The sequence below is a fragment of the Chitinophagales bacterium genome (assembly GCA_016787225.1).
Classification (GTDB): Bacteria; Bacteroidota; Bacteroidia; order Chitinophagales; family JADJOU01; genus CHPMRC01.
In genome coordinates this window covers 23,470-37,920 of record JAEUUY010000005.1, presented here as the reverse complement: position 1 = coordinate 37,920, position 14,451 = coordinate 23,470, and the positions used below count along the sequence as shown (strand labels likewise).

Here is a 14,451-nt window from a genome sequence, read left to right as displayed (position 1 = left end):
ATGGTGGCTAAGAAATTGGTTTTTATTTTATGCCTGTTTTTGAATGTGGTATATAGAGCAGCACCTACTCAGGAAGAGGTTGTCGAAAGGCTATATTATACCTGTAAAGTTTGGGGATATCTAAAATATCATCATAGCAATATAACGGCGTTTAATTCTAATTATCCCCCTGTGGATTGGGATGATGCCTTAATAGCTAGTTTGGATGGCATCATGAATGCGACATCTCATGCTAGCTTTCACGATTCATTAAATATTTTAGTAAACAAAGCGGGAAGTTTTCTGCCGTTTATTGATTATTGGGGATTCCGAGGAGATTCCTTTAGTACAAAAGATTTTAGCTGGTTTCAAGATCCTTTTATATCTAGCATCTGTAAATCAAAGCTAGAAGAAACTAAAAGTCAATTTAAAAATCAAGCTATAGGTTATTTCTACTTTAGTCCATTTACTCCCTTTATAAGATTCGATAAAAAATTTTATAATGATTCTAATCCAAATGAAAGATTGCGGCTGCTAGCTCTTTTTCGTTATTGGAATTTGATAGAATATACCTATCAATACAAGCCTTTATTGAATCCTAGCTGGAATCAAACATTGAAGCAATATATAACAGAAATATTAGAAGCTAAATCACATTTACAATATATACTGATAATGAAAAGGCTCACCACTGCTATTAACGACTCTAAAGCTCTTTTCGAGCAACCTGATTTTAATAGATTTGTTGGAGATGCCTATTTACCTTTTAAGTTTCGGTATATAGAAGGGAAAACTATACTCATCAATAAGCCAGATTCCATAAGTAAATTACAAATCGGGGATGAGTTAGTGATGATTGAAGAGCAACCAATAAACATGCTACGGGAGTATTATAGGACCTACACAATAGGTGCTAATGCTGCAGCCAATGAACGAAATATCGATGAGTATTTAAGTCGTGGAAATGCAGGATTTACCTATTTAACTTTTAAAGATGATAAGGGTCAAAGCGTCTATATCCAAGCTAATAGAACAAAGGATAATTGGATTTATAATCTTAATATTCCAATTACAAGACCCATTTATGACACCAACTTGATAGATGGTTGTACATTTGGAATAATAGATTATAGAAACATACAAAGAAGAGATTTAAATACTGAAAATTTAGAAAGAATTTGGCATAAAGATGCTTGGATAATAGATTTGAGAGGCAGTACATATACAGGTGTTGAAGATTTTTTGATTCATTATATTTTTAACGACTACAAAGAATATTACTTTTATCGAATACCTAATTTAAGTATACCAGGTGAATTCTTTTCAGAAAAAGTGTATTATGATGGTTATACTAAACCACCTAGACCACGATTTAATGGAAAAATAATTCTACTGGTGGACGAATATACTAAAGGAAGAGCAGAGTATGATGCTATGAGCTTATTGGTACGGGAGAATGTCATGGTCACAGGAAGTACGACTGATGGCTCAGGTTCCAATAAACTTGCACATGTATATCTGCCTGGAAATATTTATACTACCTACACCTTTGAAGGAGCACAGAACAAAGCAAAAAAATCATATTATAGTATTGGAGTACCGATCGATAGTTTTAAAAGGCCTAGTATAAGTGATATACGATTGGGAAAAGATGTCGTATTGGAGGCTGCATTGAAATGCGAAAATGCAAAACTGAATATTAGCAAGGATAATATCTTAAGTTTTAATTTGTTCCCTAATCCTGCAAGCGATAGAATTAGAATAGTGATACCGCTGAATCTTAAACTTGAATATAATATTTACAACACTATAGGTAAAATAATAAAACAAGGTAAATTGGCAAATGAAGAATCTGAAATATTTGTAGAAAATTTACCTAGAGGACTGTATATCTTTCAAGCTGGAAATTTTCAAAGTAAGTTTATAAAGGAATAGTGTTTACTTTGTCAAAATTCTCCAATTTTCGCTCACAAATTATTAGCATCACAATTGCTAGCATCACCATCAGTATCATTTGAAAAGGGATAATACTATCAATAGCTATCTGGAAATGAATAAGTATGAGTGATAGCAATGATAGCAGTATTAGCTGAATAAAGGCAAAAACAATTACCACTTTCCCACTCATTTTCTGAGCAAAATCCCAGTTTGTCTGATTCTTCTGAGAGCGTGGGGTTCTATAGCCATAGTATGAATTTATATTCTTTGATGGGAAACAATAAGATATTAAACCCGCTATGAGAAAAATAACAAACACAAGAACCGCAATTCCAGTGCCCAAGAATATTTCTATAGACATTTATTGTTTTTCAATCCTAAACTCTGAAATCCTTTGATCCGATTCGAACTTTAGAATATACTGCCCGCCGGCTAAACTCGAAATATCGAGGGTATGAGTAGGAGATTTTACTAAGAAAGATCGTGAGAACACCAGTTTACCTTCAAGGTTGTAGATGGATATCATTGTTCCCTTGTCAAAACCGTGGCTATGCTCCAAGTATAGTATCTGACTTGCTGGTATGGGGTAGATTTTAATTTCATTCAGCTTGTCACTGGCGATTCCTGCAGGGTTATGCATATAGACATTAGATTTAAATCTACAATTATTGGAATCCTGGGCAATGACAAAATAGGACCCTGTCGTATTAGCGGCTAATATATGCCCAGTTACATTTAGTTGTTTCCAATCATTGAAATACCAGTAATATGCCACATATCCTGAGTCTGTCTTTATATTGTTAAGGGTAGAGCGAACAAGGGTGACTGTTCGGAATGGGTAAACACTAAGATTCAAAGTAACCATGCTATCGCACCCATGTTTATTTTTAAATGTGGCCATATAGGTGCCTGCTGAATCTAAGTACTTACCATCAAAGTAGAAACTATCGTAGCTACATATAGATTTGTTTAAAATGATATTATGCGCTGTATCCTTCGTCAAAACCATTGTGAGAAAACTATCACAGCCAACTGCATTAACCAAAGTGTCTTTATAGGTTCCAGGTAGATCTATATTGGTATTATTAAAAAAGACAGTCTCATTTGAGCAGAATTTTCGGTAGTAAGTATAACTACTAGTTCTTCTTGGGTTGCGTAAGGTCAACGTAACAAAACTATCGCAATTATGAATAGTTTTCAGTGTATCCTTATAGACTCCCGGAATATTTCTATCCTGTCCTTTGAAGAAAAAGAAATGATTTTCGCAGAGAGAAGTATCAATGTTGGTATACTTAATAGGATAGACAATTAGATTTAAGGTAATAATACTATCACATTTTTGTGTTCCAAATCCAAAAGCGTTGGCTTTCTGTTGCTGGGTATCGATAACAACAAAAGTATCAATTTTTGTAGATAAAATATTACCCCAATTTTGACCTTTAAAGAAAAAAGGTTGATTAGAGCAAGTAGTTCTATTTAAGGTAGTAAAACTAGGCGGACGTCTTTGCAGAGTAAACCAAATGGTACTATCACAACCAAATCTATTTCTTAAAACACAAGTTTTAAAACCATTGGTTGTGAAGACAGAATCCCCTATGACAAATGGGACATTGGTACACCCATATTTTGTACCTACAAAGCTAGAGCCATTGTTATTTCTTATAAAGACCACTCGTATATTGATGCTATCACATCCGTTGGCTACAACACCAAACATAGTATCCCTTATGGTTTTAATGCCAGGAGTAGAATATTTAAAAGGTTTCCCTTGAAAATAAACAGTGTCTCTTATACAAAATGAATCAATAGTAGGATATACCACCGTAGGACTATATTTATAGCTTAAGTTTAGTAAAATGATGCTATCACAGCCATTTACACTATTCAAGGTATCATTATGTAAGCCAGCTATGGTAAACGTTTTAGTGTTATAAGTATAAGAATAACCGGGACAAAAGCTATCAGATATTAGTGTAATGGGGATACTAGTATGCACAGATAAGTTTAAGGTTCTGAATGTATCGCAACCAGGAGAAATATTGAAGGTGTCGTAGTAAGTTCCAGCTGTCTTGAGATATACACCATTGAAAAGGAAGCTATCTTCGGGGCAAATAATTCTGTTTATGGTATCAAATACATTGCAGGAAAATGCTTTTTCTCCTAGTACCAAAAGTCCGATTAGTAATATTTTTTTCATGTGTTTATTTTTATTCTTCAAAGGTCACACGCAACTCGTATAGAAAGTAATCATCACTTGGGGTGAAAATGTTTGATTATCTTTATACTTATTTCATATTAACACGTATGCTATAACTCACAAAGATAAGTGAGATGCATTTAAAATCAGCAAAATTTTTCTATTTATCCTTAAGGTGGATAGTGACCTCTAAATTCAACGCATGGTGCGCCAGACCAATTACAGTGTTTTCGATAATTATGGGTAACTCTAACATTCCTTGGTCTTAATTTGGAAACCACAATTGTAAAATCAGGTTCTGCCATAAATATTTTATAGCAGTTGATATCTATAGGACCTGTAGTCTCTGTAGCATCCTTATACTTTGAAATGGTAGCATTATATACAGAATCATCCTTTTTCTCAATATTCACTACTACATACTTGCCTGGAGGTAATTTGATTGAAGCCTTACCAGCATCATCAGTAGTGATAGTGTATAAAACTGGTCTTGAAATGGCGTTGGTATCCTTTCTTATATACAGAGTAAGATTGGGATAGGGTCTAGGTGTATTAAATTCTTTTTCCATTTCTTCACTTGGTCTAGCACCCCCGCACCACATGGAAGTTTGGGTAATTTGAAGACTGACTAAGGTTGTACTAGTCCTTTTTCTTGACTTTGAATTCTGTGTAAAAAAATCCTGTGTTGAAAAAATAAGAACGATTAATATAATGTGCTTAAACATGAGTAAATTATTTAGTATCCCCATTTTACATAAGCAGACCCCCAAGTATATCCGGCTCCAAAAGCACATAGCATGATGTTGTCACCTTTTTTAAGTTGCTTTTCATATTCCCAAAGACAAAGAGGAATTGTGGCATTGGTTGTATTGCCATAGCGATGAATATTGAGCATGACTTTATCTTCTGTCAAGCCTGCGCGATCTCTAGCAGCATCTATAATTCTCTTATTCGCTTGATGTGGTACCAACCAAGCTAGATTGTCTTTGCTTAATTGATTACGAGCCATCACCTCCTCCACTACGTCAGCCATTCCTTTTACTGCACGCACAAACACTCTTTTACCATCTTGGTAAACAAAATGCTCGTCAAGTGCATAATTGTCCGCTGTCAATGGGTAAGCAGAGCCGTGGCGCTTTACATTTAGGCATTCTATAGCACCAGCACTATCGCAGTAGTTTTGAGTATCTATAATACCATATTCGCTGTCTATTATAGGCTCAACCATAATAGCTGCTGCACCATCTCCAAATAATATACAGGTATTTCTATCTTTATAATTCGTGATGCTAGACATCATATCTGATCCTACCAAGACAGCCTTTTTGTATCTACCAGATTCGACAAATCGTTGAACTATTTCTATACCAAATAGGAAACCACTACAACCTGCCTGATAGTCAAATCCCCATGCATTGATCAAACCCATTTTTTCCTGAATTATGTTTACGGTGGCAGGTACACGCATGTCGGGTGTTACGGTGGCTAAAAGCAATAAATCAACCTCTTCGGGTTTGGTGTTTGTTTTTTTCAAAAGTTCATCTATAGCCTTAATGGCCATGGTTGATGTAGCTCCTACTTTTAATATTCGTCTTTCCTTTATACCTGTTCTAGTCATAATCCACTCATCATTGGTATCTACCATGGTAGATAGCTCTTCATTGGTCATAACATAGTCAGGAACATATCCTCCTACACCGGTGATTACTGCTCTAATCATTTTTAGATTTATTAGTTCAAAGAACAAAGGTAAATGAAAAAAATTATTCGCATTTAATTCTTAAGGTTCATTTTTGGATATAAAACTATTGCAATTGAATATGTTAATCCAATTTATGAAATAAATCAATTAAATAATTTGTGGGGAATTCTCCTTGATAATTTAAAATATAATAATTCGCTTTATGCTTGTGCATAGGGTAGGCTAGGTAATAATTCAGTAAAGAATCTACATCGAGTCGGGATAAAGAAAGTTCAATGGTTTGGTCTTCATGGGTCAAGGATACCGCTTTAGGGATTTCTAGAAAAACATTAAAATATGAGGTAGTCCTATTAACAATACTTGTGGGTGGTTGTTTCACGTCATGGGGCTCGAATTTATTTTCATCAAATCGCAAGGGTAGGTCGAGATAGTTGTTGACTGCATTGACTACCGTCTCACTTGAGATATATTCGCCTACAAATTTACCTTGTGTGAGACCCAAAATTAAATGATATTTCTGCTGTTTAAGTTGATTCTCTAAATTAAATACTTCATCCGATTTTTGAATCAAAAGAAAATCAATAAAAATACTTCCTAGCTGATATCCATTTTGAACTTTTTCAAGATATTGTATAACGATAGGATTGTCAGTAATCAGTAACAATTTCATGTTTTAATACACATTTTAACCACAAAATAAGTCAAATAGTCGGCAAATATCCTCTAATTCACATAAAAAACAATACTTTTGGAACTTTTTTAATACAATTAGGGTTTAACCCAATGTTATAACAAAATCAAGAGTCTAGAAAATGCGCCAGTTAAAGATTTCAAAATCAATCACTAATAGAGAGAGTCAGTCAGTAGAAAAATATCTGCAAGAGATAGGCAGGGTAGAGCTAATAACGGCTGAAGAAGAAGTAGAATTGGCAAAAAGAATCAAAAAAGGCGATCAATTAGCTCTAGAAAAATTAGTCAATGCCAATCTGAGATTCGTAGTATCCGTAGCTAAGCAATACCAAAATCAAGGATTGACTCTCAACGACCTTATCAATGAAGGGAATGTAGGTTTAGTTAAAGCTGCGCAAAAATTTGATGAAACGAGAGGATTCAAGTTTATTTCCTACGCCGTTTGGTGGATTCGACAGTCAATCATGCAGGCTTTGGCTGAGCAATCGAGATTGGTACGATTGCCACTAAATAAAGTAGGTTCGCTTTCTAAAATCAGAAAAGCACTTATTCATCTCGAGCAAGAATATGACCGTGAACCAAGTGTGGAGGAGCTCTCTATTTATTTAGGAATTCCTCAACGAGAGATAGAGCAGACCCTTAAATTATCGTCAAGACATACCTCTCTAGATGCTCCACTAATCGAAGGAGAGTCTAGCTCATTATCAGATGTTCTGCAGAATGACAATGCTGACTTTGCAGATAGTCATATGGAATATATTGATTCTTTGCGAAAAGAAACAGAACGTTCTTTATCTACATTGACTTTCCGTCAACGTGAAATTGTAAAACTATATTATGGTATCGGTATCGATCACCCTATGAGCTTAGAAGATATTGGCGAGGAATTAGGTATTACTCGTGAGCGTGTCCGTCAGATTAAAGATAAAGCTATCGTGAAACTCCGTGCAGCTTCTCGCAGCAAGTTATTAAAGACTTATTTAGGATAGTTTTTAAAAAAATTGAGTAATATTGGTTCTTACATTCAATCGTGGGTTCCAAAATTTTATTCTTTCTTTTTAGTATTATTTTTTTCCAATCTGCCATCACGCAGAATGGATTGAGTTCTCAGCACAAATTAGGATTTTCCTTTACGCATGGCAGCCAATTAGCCTTGGATGTTAGCTATGATTATAAAGTGAATATAGCTAACATATATTATTTTAGGAAATTAATTTCTAAAAAGAATTGGGGTATCGATGCGCTGGTAAATCCACAGTTTGGGGTTAGTCAATTTCTGAGTAACCCTGCTGATAATATTGTTATTACTGGTCAGGAGATTGGGCTGAATGTTGGCGTTATGATTCGAAAGAATATAATTAAGGATAATCTTCATTTATATCTTACTGTTAGTGCAGGTCCACATTATATAAGCGAAGCTTTTCCAAGGCAGGCTCCTGGATTTATTTTTTCTGAATATGTTGTCCTTGGGTTTCTAGTTAAGTGTGATAGTAATCAAAGTCTATTTTTAGGTACAGGAATTCGTCACCTAAGCAATGCTCAATTAAAATCACCCAATAGGGGGATTAATAATTCAATATTTCAACTAGGTTTACAAATAAATTTGTGAAATAATCATTCAAGGTTTAATGAAATCCTTAAATGATTTACTAAAGTGTTTATTTATAAAAGGAAAGGGAAGTTCTTCCGGTAAACTACCCGTGACAATTCTTATACTTCTTACCGCTACCACATGGACAGGGGTCGTTTCTACCCACTCGGTTTTCCACTCGTATTGGTTCACGCTTAGGTGGATTCATGAGGTCATTTTCATTCGCACCGTAGTCATCATTTTCAAATGCACCACTATTCGATTGGATATCTCTTACCTTATTGGAATGTTGCACTTGACTTGTTGCTTTGAATTCCTTCTGTTCTTCCTTGAGTTTGTACTTGACCAGAAGCTGAGCTAGCATAAAGTTGGAATTCATAATCATTTTCTGAAACAGATCAAAAGCTTCTTTTTTGTAAATGACAATAGGATCTTTCTGCTCCCATACAGCATTTTGAACTGATTGTTTCAATTCGTCCATCTCTCGCAGATGTTTAGTCCACAGGTCATCAATATTAGATAATACAATCGATTTTTCTACATCTTTAGGTATCGATTGACCTTTGCTAGACAAGGCTTCAGAGAGTTTACAAAAGATATTAATTTCTTGACCATTAACTTCTATTGGTAGAATCACATTGATGATATGAGGCTGATTTTTAGCTATATTCTCAAATGCAGGATAAATGCTGGCTATCAAATCCTGTGCATTCTTTTTTCTATAATCGTGAATTTGATTCAGAAGCGTGTTATTCAGTTCATGTATGGTTTTAATTTCAAAATCACTTTCAGAGATAGGGCTTTCTATGCCGAAATACTGTAAAAGTTCAATATTGAAGTTTTCATAATCCTTTGTATCCTTATTATGTTTTACAATATCAGCGATGACATTGTAAATTATATTCTCTATATCTATCTGTAGTCTATCTCCAAAAAGGGCATTGCGTCTTCGTTTATAGATAACATCGCGCTGAGCGTTCATGACATCATCATATTCCAATAGTCTCTTACGCATGCCAAAGTGGTTTTCCTCTACCTTGGTTTGCGCCTTTTCTATTTGTTTAGTGATAAGTCCGCTTTCAATGACTTCTCCTTCCTTAAGCCCAAGAGTATCCATGACTTTAGAGATTCTATCGGAGCCAAAAATACGCATCAAGTCATCTTCTAGGGACACATAGAAAACAGATTCTCCTGGGTCTCCTTGACGACCAGCTCTACCGCGGAGCTGTCTATCTATCCTCCTAGATTCATGTCTCTCAGAACCTATGATAGCGAGTCCTCCAATCGCTTTGATATCCTCACTGATCTTGATATCCGTACCTCGGCCTGCCATGTTAGTTGCAATAGTTACTGCGCCAGCCTTTCCTGCTTCAGCTACAATGTCTGCTTCACGACTATGTTGCTTGGCATTTAAGACATTGTGCTTAATTTTTCGAATGGTGAGCATTCTGCTTAAAAGTTCGGATACTTCTACATTGGTGGTTCCTACGAGTACAGGTCGACCTGCTTCCTGATAAGCAACTATTTGATCTATGATAGCATTATACTTCTCACGCTTAGTTTTGTATATCAAGTCATTTCTATCCTTTCTAGCTATAGGTTTATTTGTAGGTACAGTTACCACATCTAGCTTATATATATCCCAAAATTCTTTAGCTTCTGTTTCTGCTGTACCAGTCATTCCCGCTAATTTGTGATACATGCGGAAATAATTTTGTAACGTGATGGTCGCCACAGTTTGAGAAGAAGCTTCTACTTTGACCCCTTCTTTGGCTTCGATAGCTTGGTGCAGACCATCGCTGTAGCGACGGCCTTCCATGATTCGCCCCGTATTTTCATCGACGATTTTTACCTTATTGTCCATGACTACATATTGTATGTCTTTCTCGAAAAGTGTGTAAGCTTTTAACAATTGAGTCACCACATGCAATCGCTCCGATTTTTCACGGAAATTTTGCATGATATCATTTTTCTTTTTCAGTTTTTCTTGCTGTGACAATTCAGACTTATCGACTCTACCAAACTCGGTACCTAAGTCAGGAATGACAAAAAAATCTTTTTCTTCTCCGCTAGCCGTGATCAATTCTATCCCTTTGTCAGTCAAACTCACAGAGTTATTTTTTTCATCAATGGTAAATAGCAAAGGTTCATCGACCTTGGGCATATCTTTTTGATTATCCTGTAGATAGCGACCTTCTGTTTTTAAGAGGATTTGTTTGCTTCCTTCCTCGCTCAGATAGCGAATCAATGGAGTATAACGAGGCAAGCCTCTATGAGCTCTTAATAAGGCCATACCACCGCCGGTATCTGTTAAGTCCCCTTCTGCTATGAGTGCTTTTGCTTCGTTAAATATTTTATTAACTATTTGTTTCTGCTGATCCATAATACGGGCTATACGAGGCTTTAGCATATTGAAAAGTACCTCATCTTTGTCCGTCATATCGACTCTACCAGAGATAATCAATGGAGTACGAGCATCATCTATTAATACGGAGTCTGTTTCATCTACTATAGCATAATGGTGTTTTTTTTGCACTAATTCTTCAGTAAATTCCACCATGTTGTCACGCAAATAATCAAAACCAAATTCATTATTCGTTCCATAGGTGATATCAGAATTGTAAGCCATTTTTCTTCTATCGCTATTCGGAGGGGTTTGGTCGATACAGTCAACTCTCAATCCTAAAAAATTAAATATAGGAGCATTCCATTCACTGTCTCTCAATGCCAGATAATCATTGACTGTAACTACATGCACTCCCAACCCAGTCAGCGCATTGAGGTAAACGGGTAGAGTAGCTACTAAGGTCTTACCTTCCCCCGTAGCCATTTCTGATATCTTACCTTGGTGCAGGGCTATCCCACCGATAAGCTGTACATCGTAATGAATCATATTCCAATGCACTTCATTGCCAGCCGCTTTCCAATGGTTTTGATAGGTCGCTTGATCACCATTTATAGTAACATGACCTTTTGAAACGGCTAGCTCACGATCAAGTTCATTCGCAGTGAGACTTAAGTTAATATTTTCTGTAAATCTTCTAGCAGTTTCCTTCACTACGGCAAAAGCTTCAGGCAGAATCTCCATTAAGACCTCTTCGAGGTGCTTATCTTTTTCCTTAACGAGCTCATCTATTTTATTCAGATATTTTTCTTTTTGTAAGACTTCTTCTTCCTCATTTGCCTTTTGCTTAAATTCGGCAATGGCACTATCAATATCTGAAACATAATCTGCTATTTTCGACTTAAACTCAGCTGTTTTAGCTCGCAACTGATCGTTTGATAGACCAGATAAGGTCTGATATATTTCGTTGATTTTTATAACCAATGGAGTGGCTGCTTTGACATCCTTGTCTTGTTTGCTTCCGCCCATAATTTTAGTCAAGGACTTGCTGAGTAGATTTAACATTCTATATTTTACTTACGATGAATAATTATTTTCGTGTGTTTTTTCATTGTCTGACCTCAAATCTCATTCATTATCTGGGAAATATGTCAGATTGTCTGAAAACGAGGTCGAAGCCAGTCTCAAAGTTGGCAAATTTATTAAATCTCTGCCTTTTTGCGGTTTAAATATTGGTAAAAATGGGAGACTTGGTTGAAAGTAGACAGAATCTCTAAATTATGGAAATCGACTATCTGCTGAAAATATAATCACCATTCATGTCTTTCCTTAAACCATTAGGGTTATAATTTGGAAACATTTTATAATCTAAGAAAAAGGACAAAGCTACAATAGTACCTATGACAACTACATTGAAAAGTAATTCTTCTTTGGTCTCAATTTTACGCATGTTTTGCAAAAAACTTAGCCCACTCATTATGCCACAAAATTTGTAAATAGGTTTATTTTAATTCCAAATTTCATAAATAACATAGAAGGATAATAGAGGAATAAATAATGCAAATAAAAGTACCCAAAGCTCACCAGACTCTTTCGTTAAATAAAATACTACCAGAAGCTTATATAAGGCTAATAATATTAATATTCCAATCAAGATGTTATTGTATACTCTATACTTATTCTTATTTTCTTTGGTAATTGTCTCATTAATTAAAAGTGCTACCGATTTTTTGTCGAAATATTGCTCAGTCAATTCATGATAAATTTCTTGGTCAGTTTTTCCATTATCTCTATTAGAAACAATGAATTGTTTGGCGGCTTTTCTGTCTAGCGATTTTTTTGTCATTGGTTGGATTCTTTCTTTGTATGATCTATTTTCTCAATATCCGCCCCACATACAAACCATACCATCCTAGAATCAAAAAGCAAGCTACTGCCACCCAGAATGAAGGGTGAATACCTTTCATATCAGCTAATTTGCCTTGAATAGGAGGAATTATAGCACCGCCAAGTATCATCATGATAAGAAAGGCGGAGCCCTGAGTGGTATATTTTCCCAAACCAGAAATAGCCATAGAAAAAATACTCGGCCACATGATAGAGCAGGCGAGGCCTCCGCTGAGAAAAGCATAGATAGCTACTTGTCCAGTAGTATGCAATCCTATCAGCATGGCTACTACGCCAAAAAAACTAAAAAATATCAGCGTTTTTGCAGCCTTATCTTGACTAAAATAAGCGACCAACATCTGAGCTGCTACACAAACCACATACCAGTAGAGCATTTCTATCTTGTGACCTGCAAGGAAGGTTAAGATTAAAACCACTCCAAATGCGATAAATGGAACAAAGAGTTTCAAACGATTTTTTATTATATCGGAGAATGAAAGTGCGGCTATTGCACCTGTCCATCTTCCTATCATCAAGCTCCCCCAATACATAGCTATAAATGGTGCGATAGCAGAAGCCTCATATCCTCCAAATTCAGGCTGCTTCAATAATTCTCCTAGATTGGAGCCAATGGCGACTTCTACTCCCACATAAATAAAAATGGCTATCATCCCAAAGGTCAATTGTGGAAATTGCATGGCTCCCCAGCCTTCCTTTTTCCGAGACGCAAGGAAATTAATAAAAGGCAGTCCTAGTATCACAATAGCTAAAGCGATTAATAACCATATAAAACGTGTTTTCTCCAAAACAGCTTTGTCTATTATAACTGAACTGGACTGATAGGTGGAGAAAATAGGGATAAAGCATGCTGCTAAAAGAACTGTAATTAGAATTAAACTTATCATAGCCTTATTCGAATTTTCAGGTACTTCGGAATTGACTTGATTTGGCACTTTAGACGAAAATCCAAAAAGTGCAGCTGCACCAAGGAATAATGCCCCTACAAAGGAATACAATATCATAACTTTTGATAGCGGTAAACTTTGTATCTGTTCATCACCTACTGCCTTGGCTGTACCAAATAATGCAAGTCCTACGACCAAAGGCCCAATAGTAGTGCCCAAAGAGTTGATGCCTCCGCCGAGATTAATTCTCGTGTTGCCTGTAGAGGGGTCGCCGAGTATAATAGCAAAGGGATTGGCACTAGTTTGCTGGAGAGAAAATCCTAGCGCTACCATAAATAATCCAAATAACATTTGCGGAAATGAATTTTGATGGACTGCAAAAATCATCGTGGCAGCTCCAAGGGCAGAAAAAAGCAGACCATAAATTATACTTTTCTTATATCCCCATGACCCCACGATATCTCTTTTCAATAAACTACTAAATATAAACAATAACAAAGCACCTATATAATAAGCAAAATAAAATGCAGTATCTACCAACTGACTTTGGAACTGGTCAAGATGAAATTTATGCTTACAAAATGGTATGAAAATACTATTGCCTGCCGCTATGAATCCCCAAAAGAAGAATACGGTGATGAGGGTAGTGAGGGCTGGGTAATTGGTGGACTTATTTTCAAATTGATTGAAATTTTCACTTGGAGACATTTTGGTATTTTAAAAGTTAAAAATTATTTGTAAATATCTTTTCGATGACCAAGCTCTAATACTAAAACTATTAGCACTTCATCTATTATATCATATAATATTCTGTAATCACCCGCACGAATTCGGTAACCCTCTCTGCCTTTCAATTTCTTATAACCCAAAGGTCTAGGATTCTTAGACAAACCTAAAATTGATTTTTTTAGCTTGGAATAGTGTGGATCATCAATTTTTTCAAGCGCTTTAACAGCTGCCTTTTCAATTTTGACTTGATACATTATTTGTTTCGAGTTTTTTCAATTTTAGAAAAAGCCTCTTCTGCACTCACAAATTGTTGCTTTCTTTTCTTTGCCTTATCATAATCTCTAATATCATCCAATTCTTCAAGTTCTTCCAATATCCAATTATAATCTTTAATGGACAATATGACCGAAATTGGTTTCCCTTCGGCGTTTGTAACAAGCTGTTTTTCTAAAATTTTCACTTTTTGACTTTCTTGCAAATATACTAAAA

At 35.6% G+C, this 14,451-nt stretch carries 14 protein-coding genes; 3 read left to right on the top strand and 11 right to left on the bottom strand.

What is annotated here, in order from left to right:
* Nucleotides 1-1,914, top strand: a complete 1,914-nt coding sequence (locus tag JNL75_00710) for a T9SS type A sorting domain-containing protein (GenBank protein MBL7788334.1) — start codon at nucleotides 1-3, stop codon at nucleotides 1,912-1,914.
* Here the strand turns inward: JNL75_00710 and JNL75_00705 are convergent.
* The 5 genes from JNL75_00705 to JNL75_00685 all read right to left on the bottom strand — a co-directional run bounded on the left by JNL75_00705 (nucleotide 1,901) and on the right by JNL75_00685 (nucleotide 6,486).
* Nucleotides 1,901-2,278 (bottom strand): SdpI family protein, encoded by a 378-nt coding sequence (locus JNL75_00705; GenBank protein ID MBL7788333.1) that lies wholly within the window; start codon nucleotides 2,276-2,278, stop codon nucleotides 1,901-1,903. The genes JNL75_00710 and JNL75_00705 overlap by 14 nt on opposite strands.
* Nucleotides 2,279-4,114, bottom strand: a complete 1,836-nt coding sequence (locus JNL75_00700) for a T9SS type A sorting domain-containing protein (GenBank protein ID MBL7788332.1) — start codon at nucleotides 4,112-4,114, stop codon at nucleotides 2,279-2,281.
* Between the two features lie 170 nt (nucleotides 4,115-4,284).
* Nucleotides 4,285-4,839 (bottom strand): hypothetical protein, encoded by a 555-nt coding sequence (locus tag JNL75_00695; protein MBL7788331.1) that lies wholly within the window; start codon nucleotides 4,837-4,839, stop codon nucleotides 4,285-4,287.
* Nucleotides 4,840-4,850: 11 nt separating this feature from the next.
* Nucleotides 4,851-5,834, bottom strand: a complete 984-nt coding sequence (locus JNL75_00690; protein MBL7788330.1) for a ketoacyl-ACP synthase III — start codon at nucleotides 5,832-5,834, stop codon at nucleotides 4,851-4,853.
* 103 nt (nucleotides 5,835-5,937) lie between these two features.
* Nucleotides 5,938-6,486: a hypothetical protein gene (locus JNL75_00685; protein MBL7788329.1), complete on the bottom strand. Its 549-nt coding sequence runs from the start codon at nucleotides 6,484-6,486 to the stop codon at nucleotides 5,938-5,940.
* Nucleotides 6,487-6,628: 142 nt separating this feature from the next.
* Here JNL75_00685 and JNL75_00680 point away from each other — a divergent pair, with 142 nt between their 5' ends.
* Both JNL75_00680 and JNL75_00675 read left to right on the top strand, forming a co-directional pair.
* The gene (locus JNL75_00680; protein MBL7788328.1) at nucleotides 6,629-7,495 is read left to right on the top strand and encodes an RNA polymerase sigma factor RpoD/SigA; all 867 of its coding nucleotides are present in this window, start codon (nucleotides 6,629-6,631) and stop codon (nucleotides 7,493-7,495) included.
* Between the two features lie 41 nt (nucleotides 7,496-7,536).
* Nucleotides 7,537-8,115: an acyloxyacyl hydrolase gene (locus JNL75_00675; GenBank protein ID MBL7788327.1), complete on the top strand. Its 579-nt coding sequence runs from the start codon at nucleotides 7,537-7,539 to the stop codon at nucleotides 8,113-8,115.
* Between the two features lie 85 nt (nucleotides 8,116-8,200).
* Here the strand turns inward: JNL75_00675 and secA are convergent, their stop codons facing one another.
* The 6 genes from secA to JNL75_00645 form a co-directional block, all read right to left on the bottom strand.
* Nucleotides 8,201-11,506 carry a preprotein translocase subunit SecA gene (secA, locus tag JNL75_00670; GenBank protein ID MBL7788326.1) on the bottom strand — a complete coding sequence of 1,102 codons (3,306 nt, stop codon included), beginning with the start codon at nucleotides 11,504-11,506 and terminating at the stop codon, nucleotides 8,201-8,203.
* Between the two features lie 226 nt (nucleotides 11,507-11,732).
* Complete coding sequence (locus tag JNL75_00665; GenBank protein ID MBL7788325.1) at nucleotides 11,733-11,891, bottom strand: hypothetical protein; 159 nt, start codon at nucleotides 11,889-11,891, stop codon at nucleotides 11,733-11,735.
* 57 nt (nucleotides 11,892-11,948) lie between these two features.
* Nucleotides 11,949-12,287: a hypothetical protein gene (locus tag JNL75_00660; GenBank protein MBL7788324.1), complete on the bottom strand. Its 339-nt coding sequence runs from the start codon at nucleotides 12,285-12,287 to the stop codon at nucleotides 11,949-11,951.
* Nucleotides 12,288-12,312: 25 nt separating this feature from the next.
* Nucleotides 12,313-13,941: an MFS transporter gene (locus tag JNL75_00655; GenBank protein MBL7788323.1), complete on the bottom strand. Its 1,629-nt coding sequence runs from the start codon at nucleotides 13,939-13,941 to the stop codon at nucleotides 12,313-12,315.
* Between the two features lie 23 nt (nucleotides 13,942-13,964).
* The gene (locus JNL75_00650; GenBank protein MBL7788322.1) at nucleotides 13,965-14,216 is read right to left on the bottom strand and encodes a type II toxin-antitoxin system RelE/ParE family toxin; all 252 of its coding nucleotides are present in this window, start codon (nucleotides 14,214-14,216) and stop codon (nucleotides 13,965-13,967) included.
* Complete coding sequence (locus tag JNL75_00645; GenBank protein MBL7788321.1) at nucleotides 14,216-14,440, bottom strand: hypothetical protein; 225 nt, start codon at nucleotides 14,438-14,440, stop codon at nucleotides 14,216-14,218. The genes JNL75_00650 and JNL75_00645 overlap by 1 nt, the downstream gene beginning before the upstream one ends.
* Nucleotides 14,441-14,451 lie beyond the last annotated feature (11 nt).

What these genes read in the sequence shown, in the direction of transcription:
- JNL75_00710 (MBL7788334.1), top strand. Translation starts at nt 1, where the DNA reads ATGGTGGCTAAGAAATTGGTTTTTATTTTATGCCTGTTTTTGAATGTG.
- JNL75_00705 (MBL7788333.1), bottom strand. Translation starts at nt 2,278, where the DNA reads ATGTCTATAGAAATATTCTTGGGCACTGGAATTGCGGTTCTTGTGTTT.
- JNL75_00700 (MBL7788332.1), bottom strand. Translation starts at nt 4,114, where the DNA reads ATGAAAAAAATATTACTAATCGGACTTTTGGTACTAGGAGAAAAAGCA.
- JNL75_00695 (MBL7788331.1), bottom strand. Translation starts at nt 4,839, where the DNA reads ATGTTTAAGCACATTATATTAATCGTTCTTATTTTTTCAACACAGGAT.
- JNL75_00690 (MBL7788330.1), bottom strand. Translation starts at nt 5,834, where the DNA reads ATGATTAGAGCAGTAATCACCGGTGTAGGAGGATATGTTCCTGACTAT.
- JNL75_00685 (MBL7788329.1), bottom strand. Translation starts at nt 6,486, where the DNA reads ATGAAATTGTTACTGATTACTGACAATCCTATCGTTATACAATATCTT.
- JNL75_00680 (MBL7788328.1), top strand. Translation starts at nt 6,629, where the DNA reads ATGCGCCAGTTAAAGATTTCAAAATCAATCACTAATAGAGAGAGTCAG.
- secA (MBL7788326.1), bottom strand. Translation starts at nt 11,506, where the DNA reads ATGTTAAATCTACTCAGCAAGTCCTTGACTAAAATTATGGGCGGAAGC.
- JNL75_00665 (MBL7788325.1), bottom strand. Translation starts at nt 11,891, where the DNA reads ATGCGTAAAATTGAGACCAAAGAAGAATTACTTTTCAATGTAGTTGTC.
- JNL75_00660 (MBL7788324.1), bottom strand. Translation starts at nt 12,287, where the DNA reads ATGACAAAAAAATCGCTAGACAGAAAAGCCGCCAAACAATTCATTGTT.
- JNL75_00655 (MBL7788323.1), bottom strand. Translation starts at nt 13,941, where the DNA reads ATGTCTCCAAGTGAAAATTTCAATCAATTTGAAAATAAGTCCACCAAT.
- JNL75_00650 (MBL7788322.1), bottom strand. Translation starts at nt 14,216, where the DNA reads ATGTATCAAGTCAAAATTGAAAAGGCAGCTGTTAAAGCGCTTGAAAAA.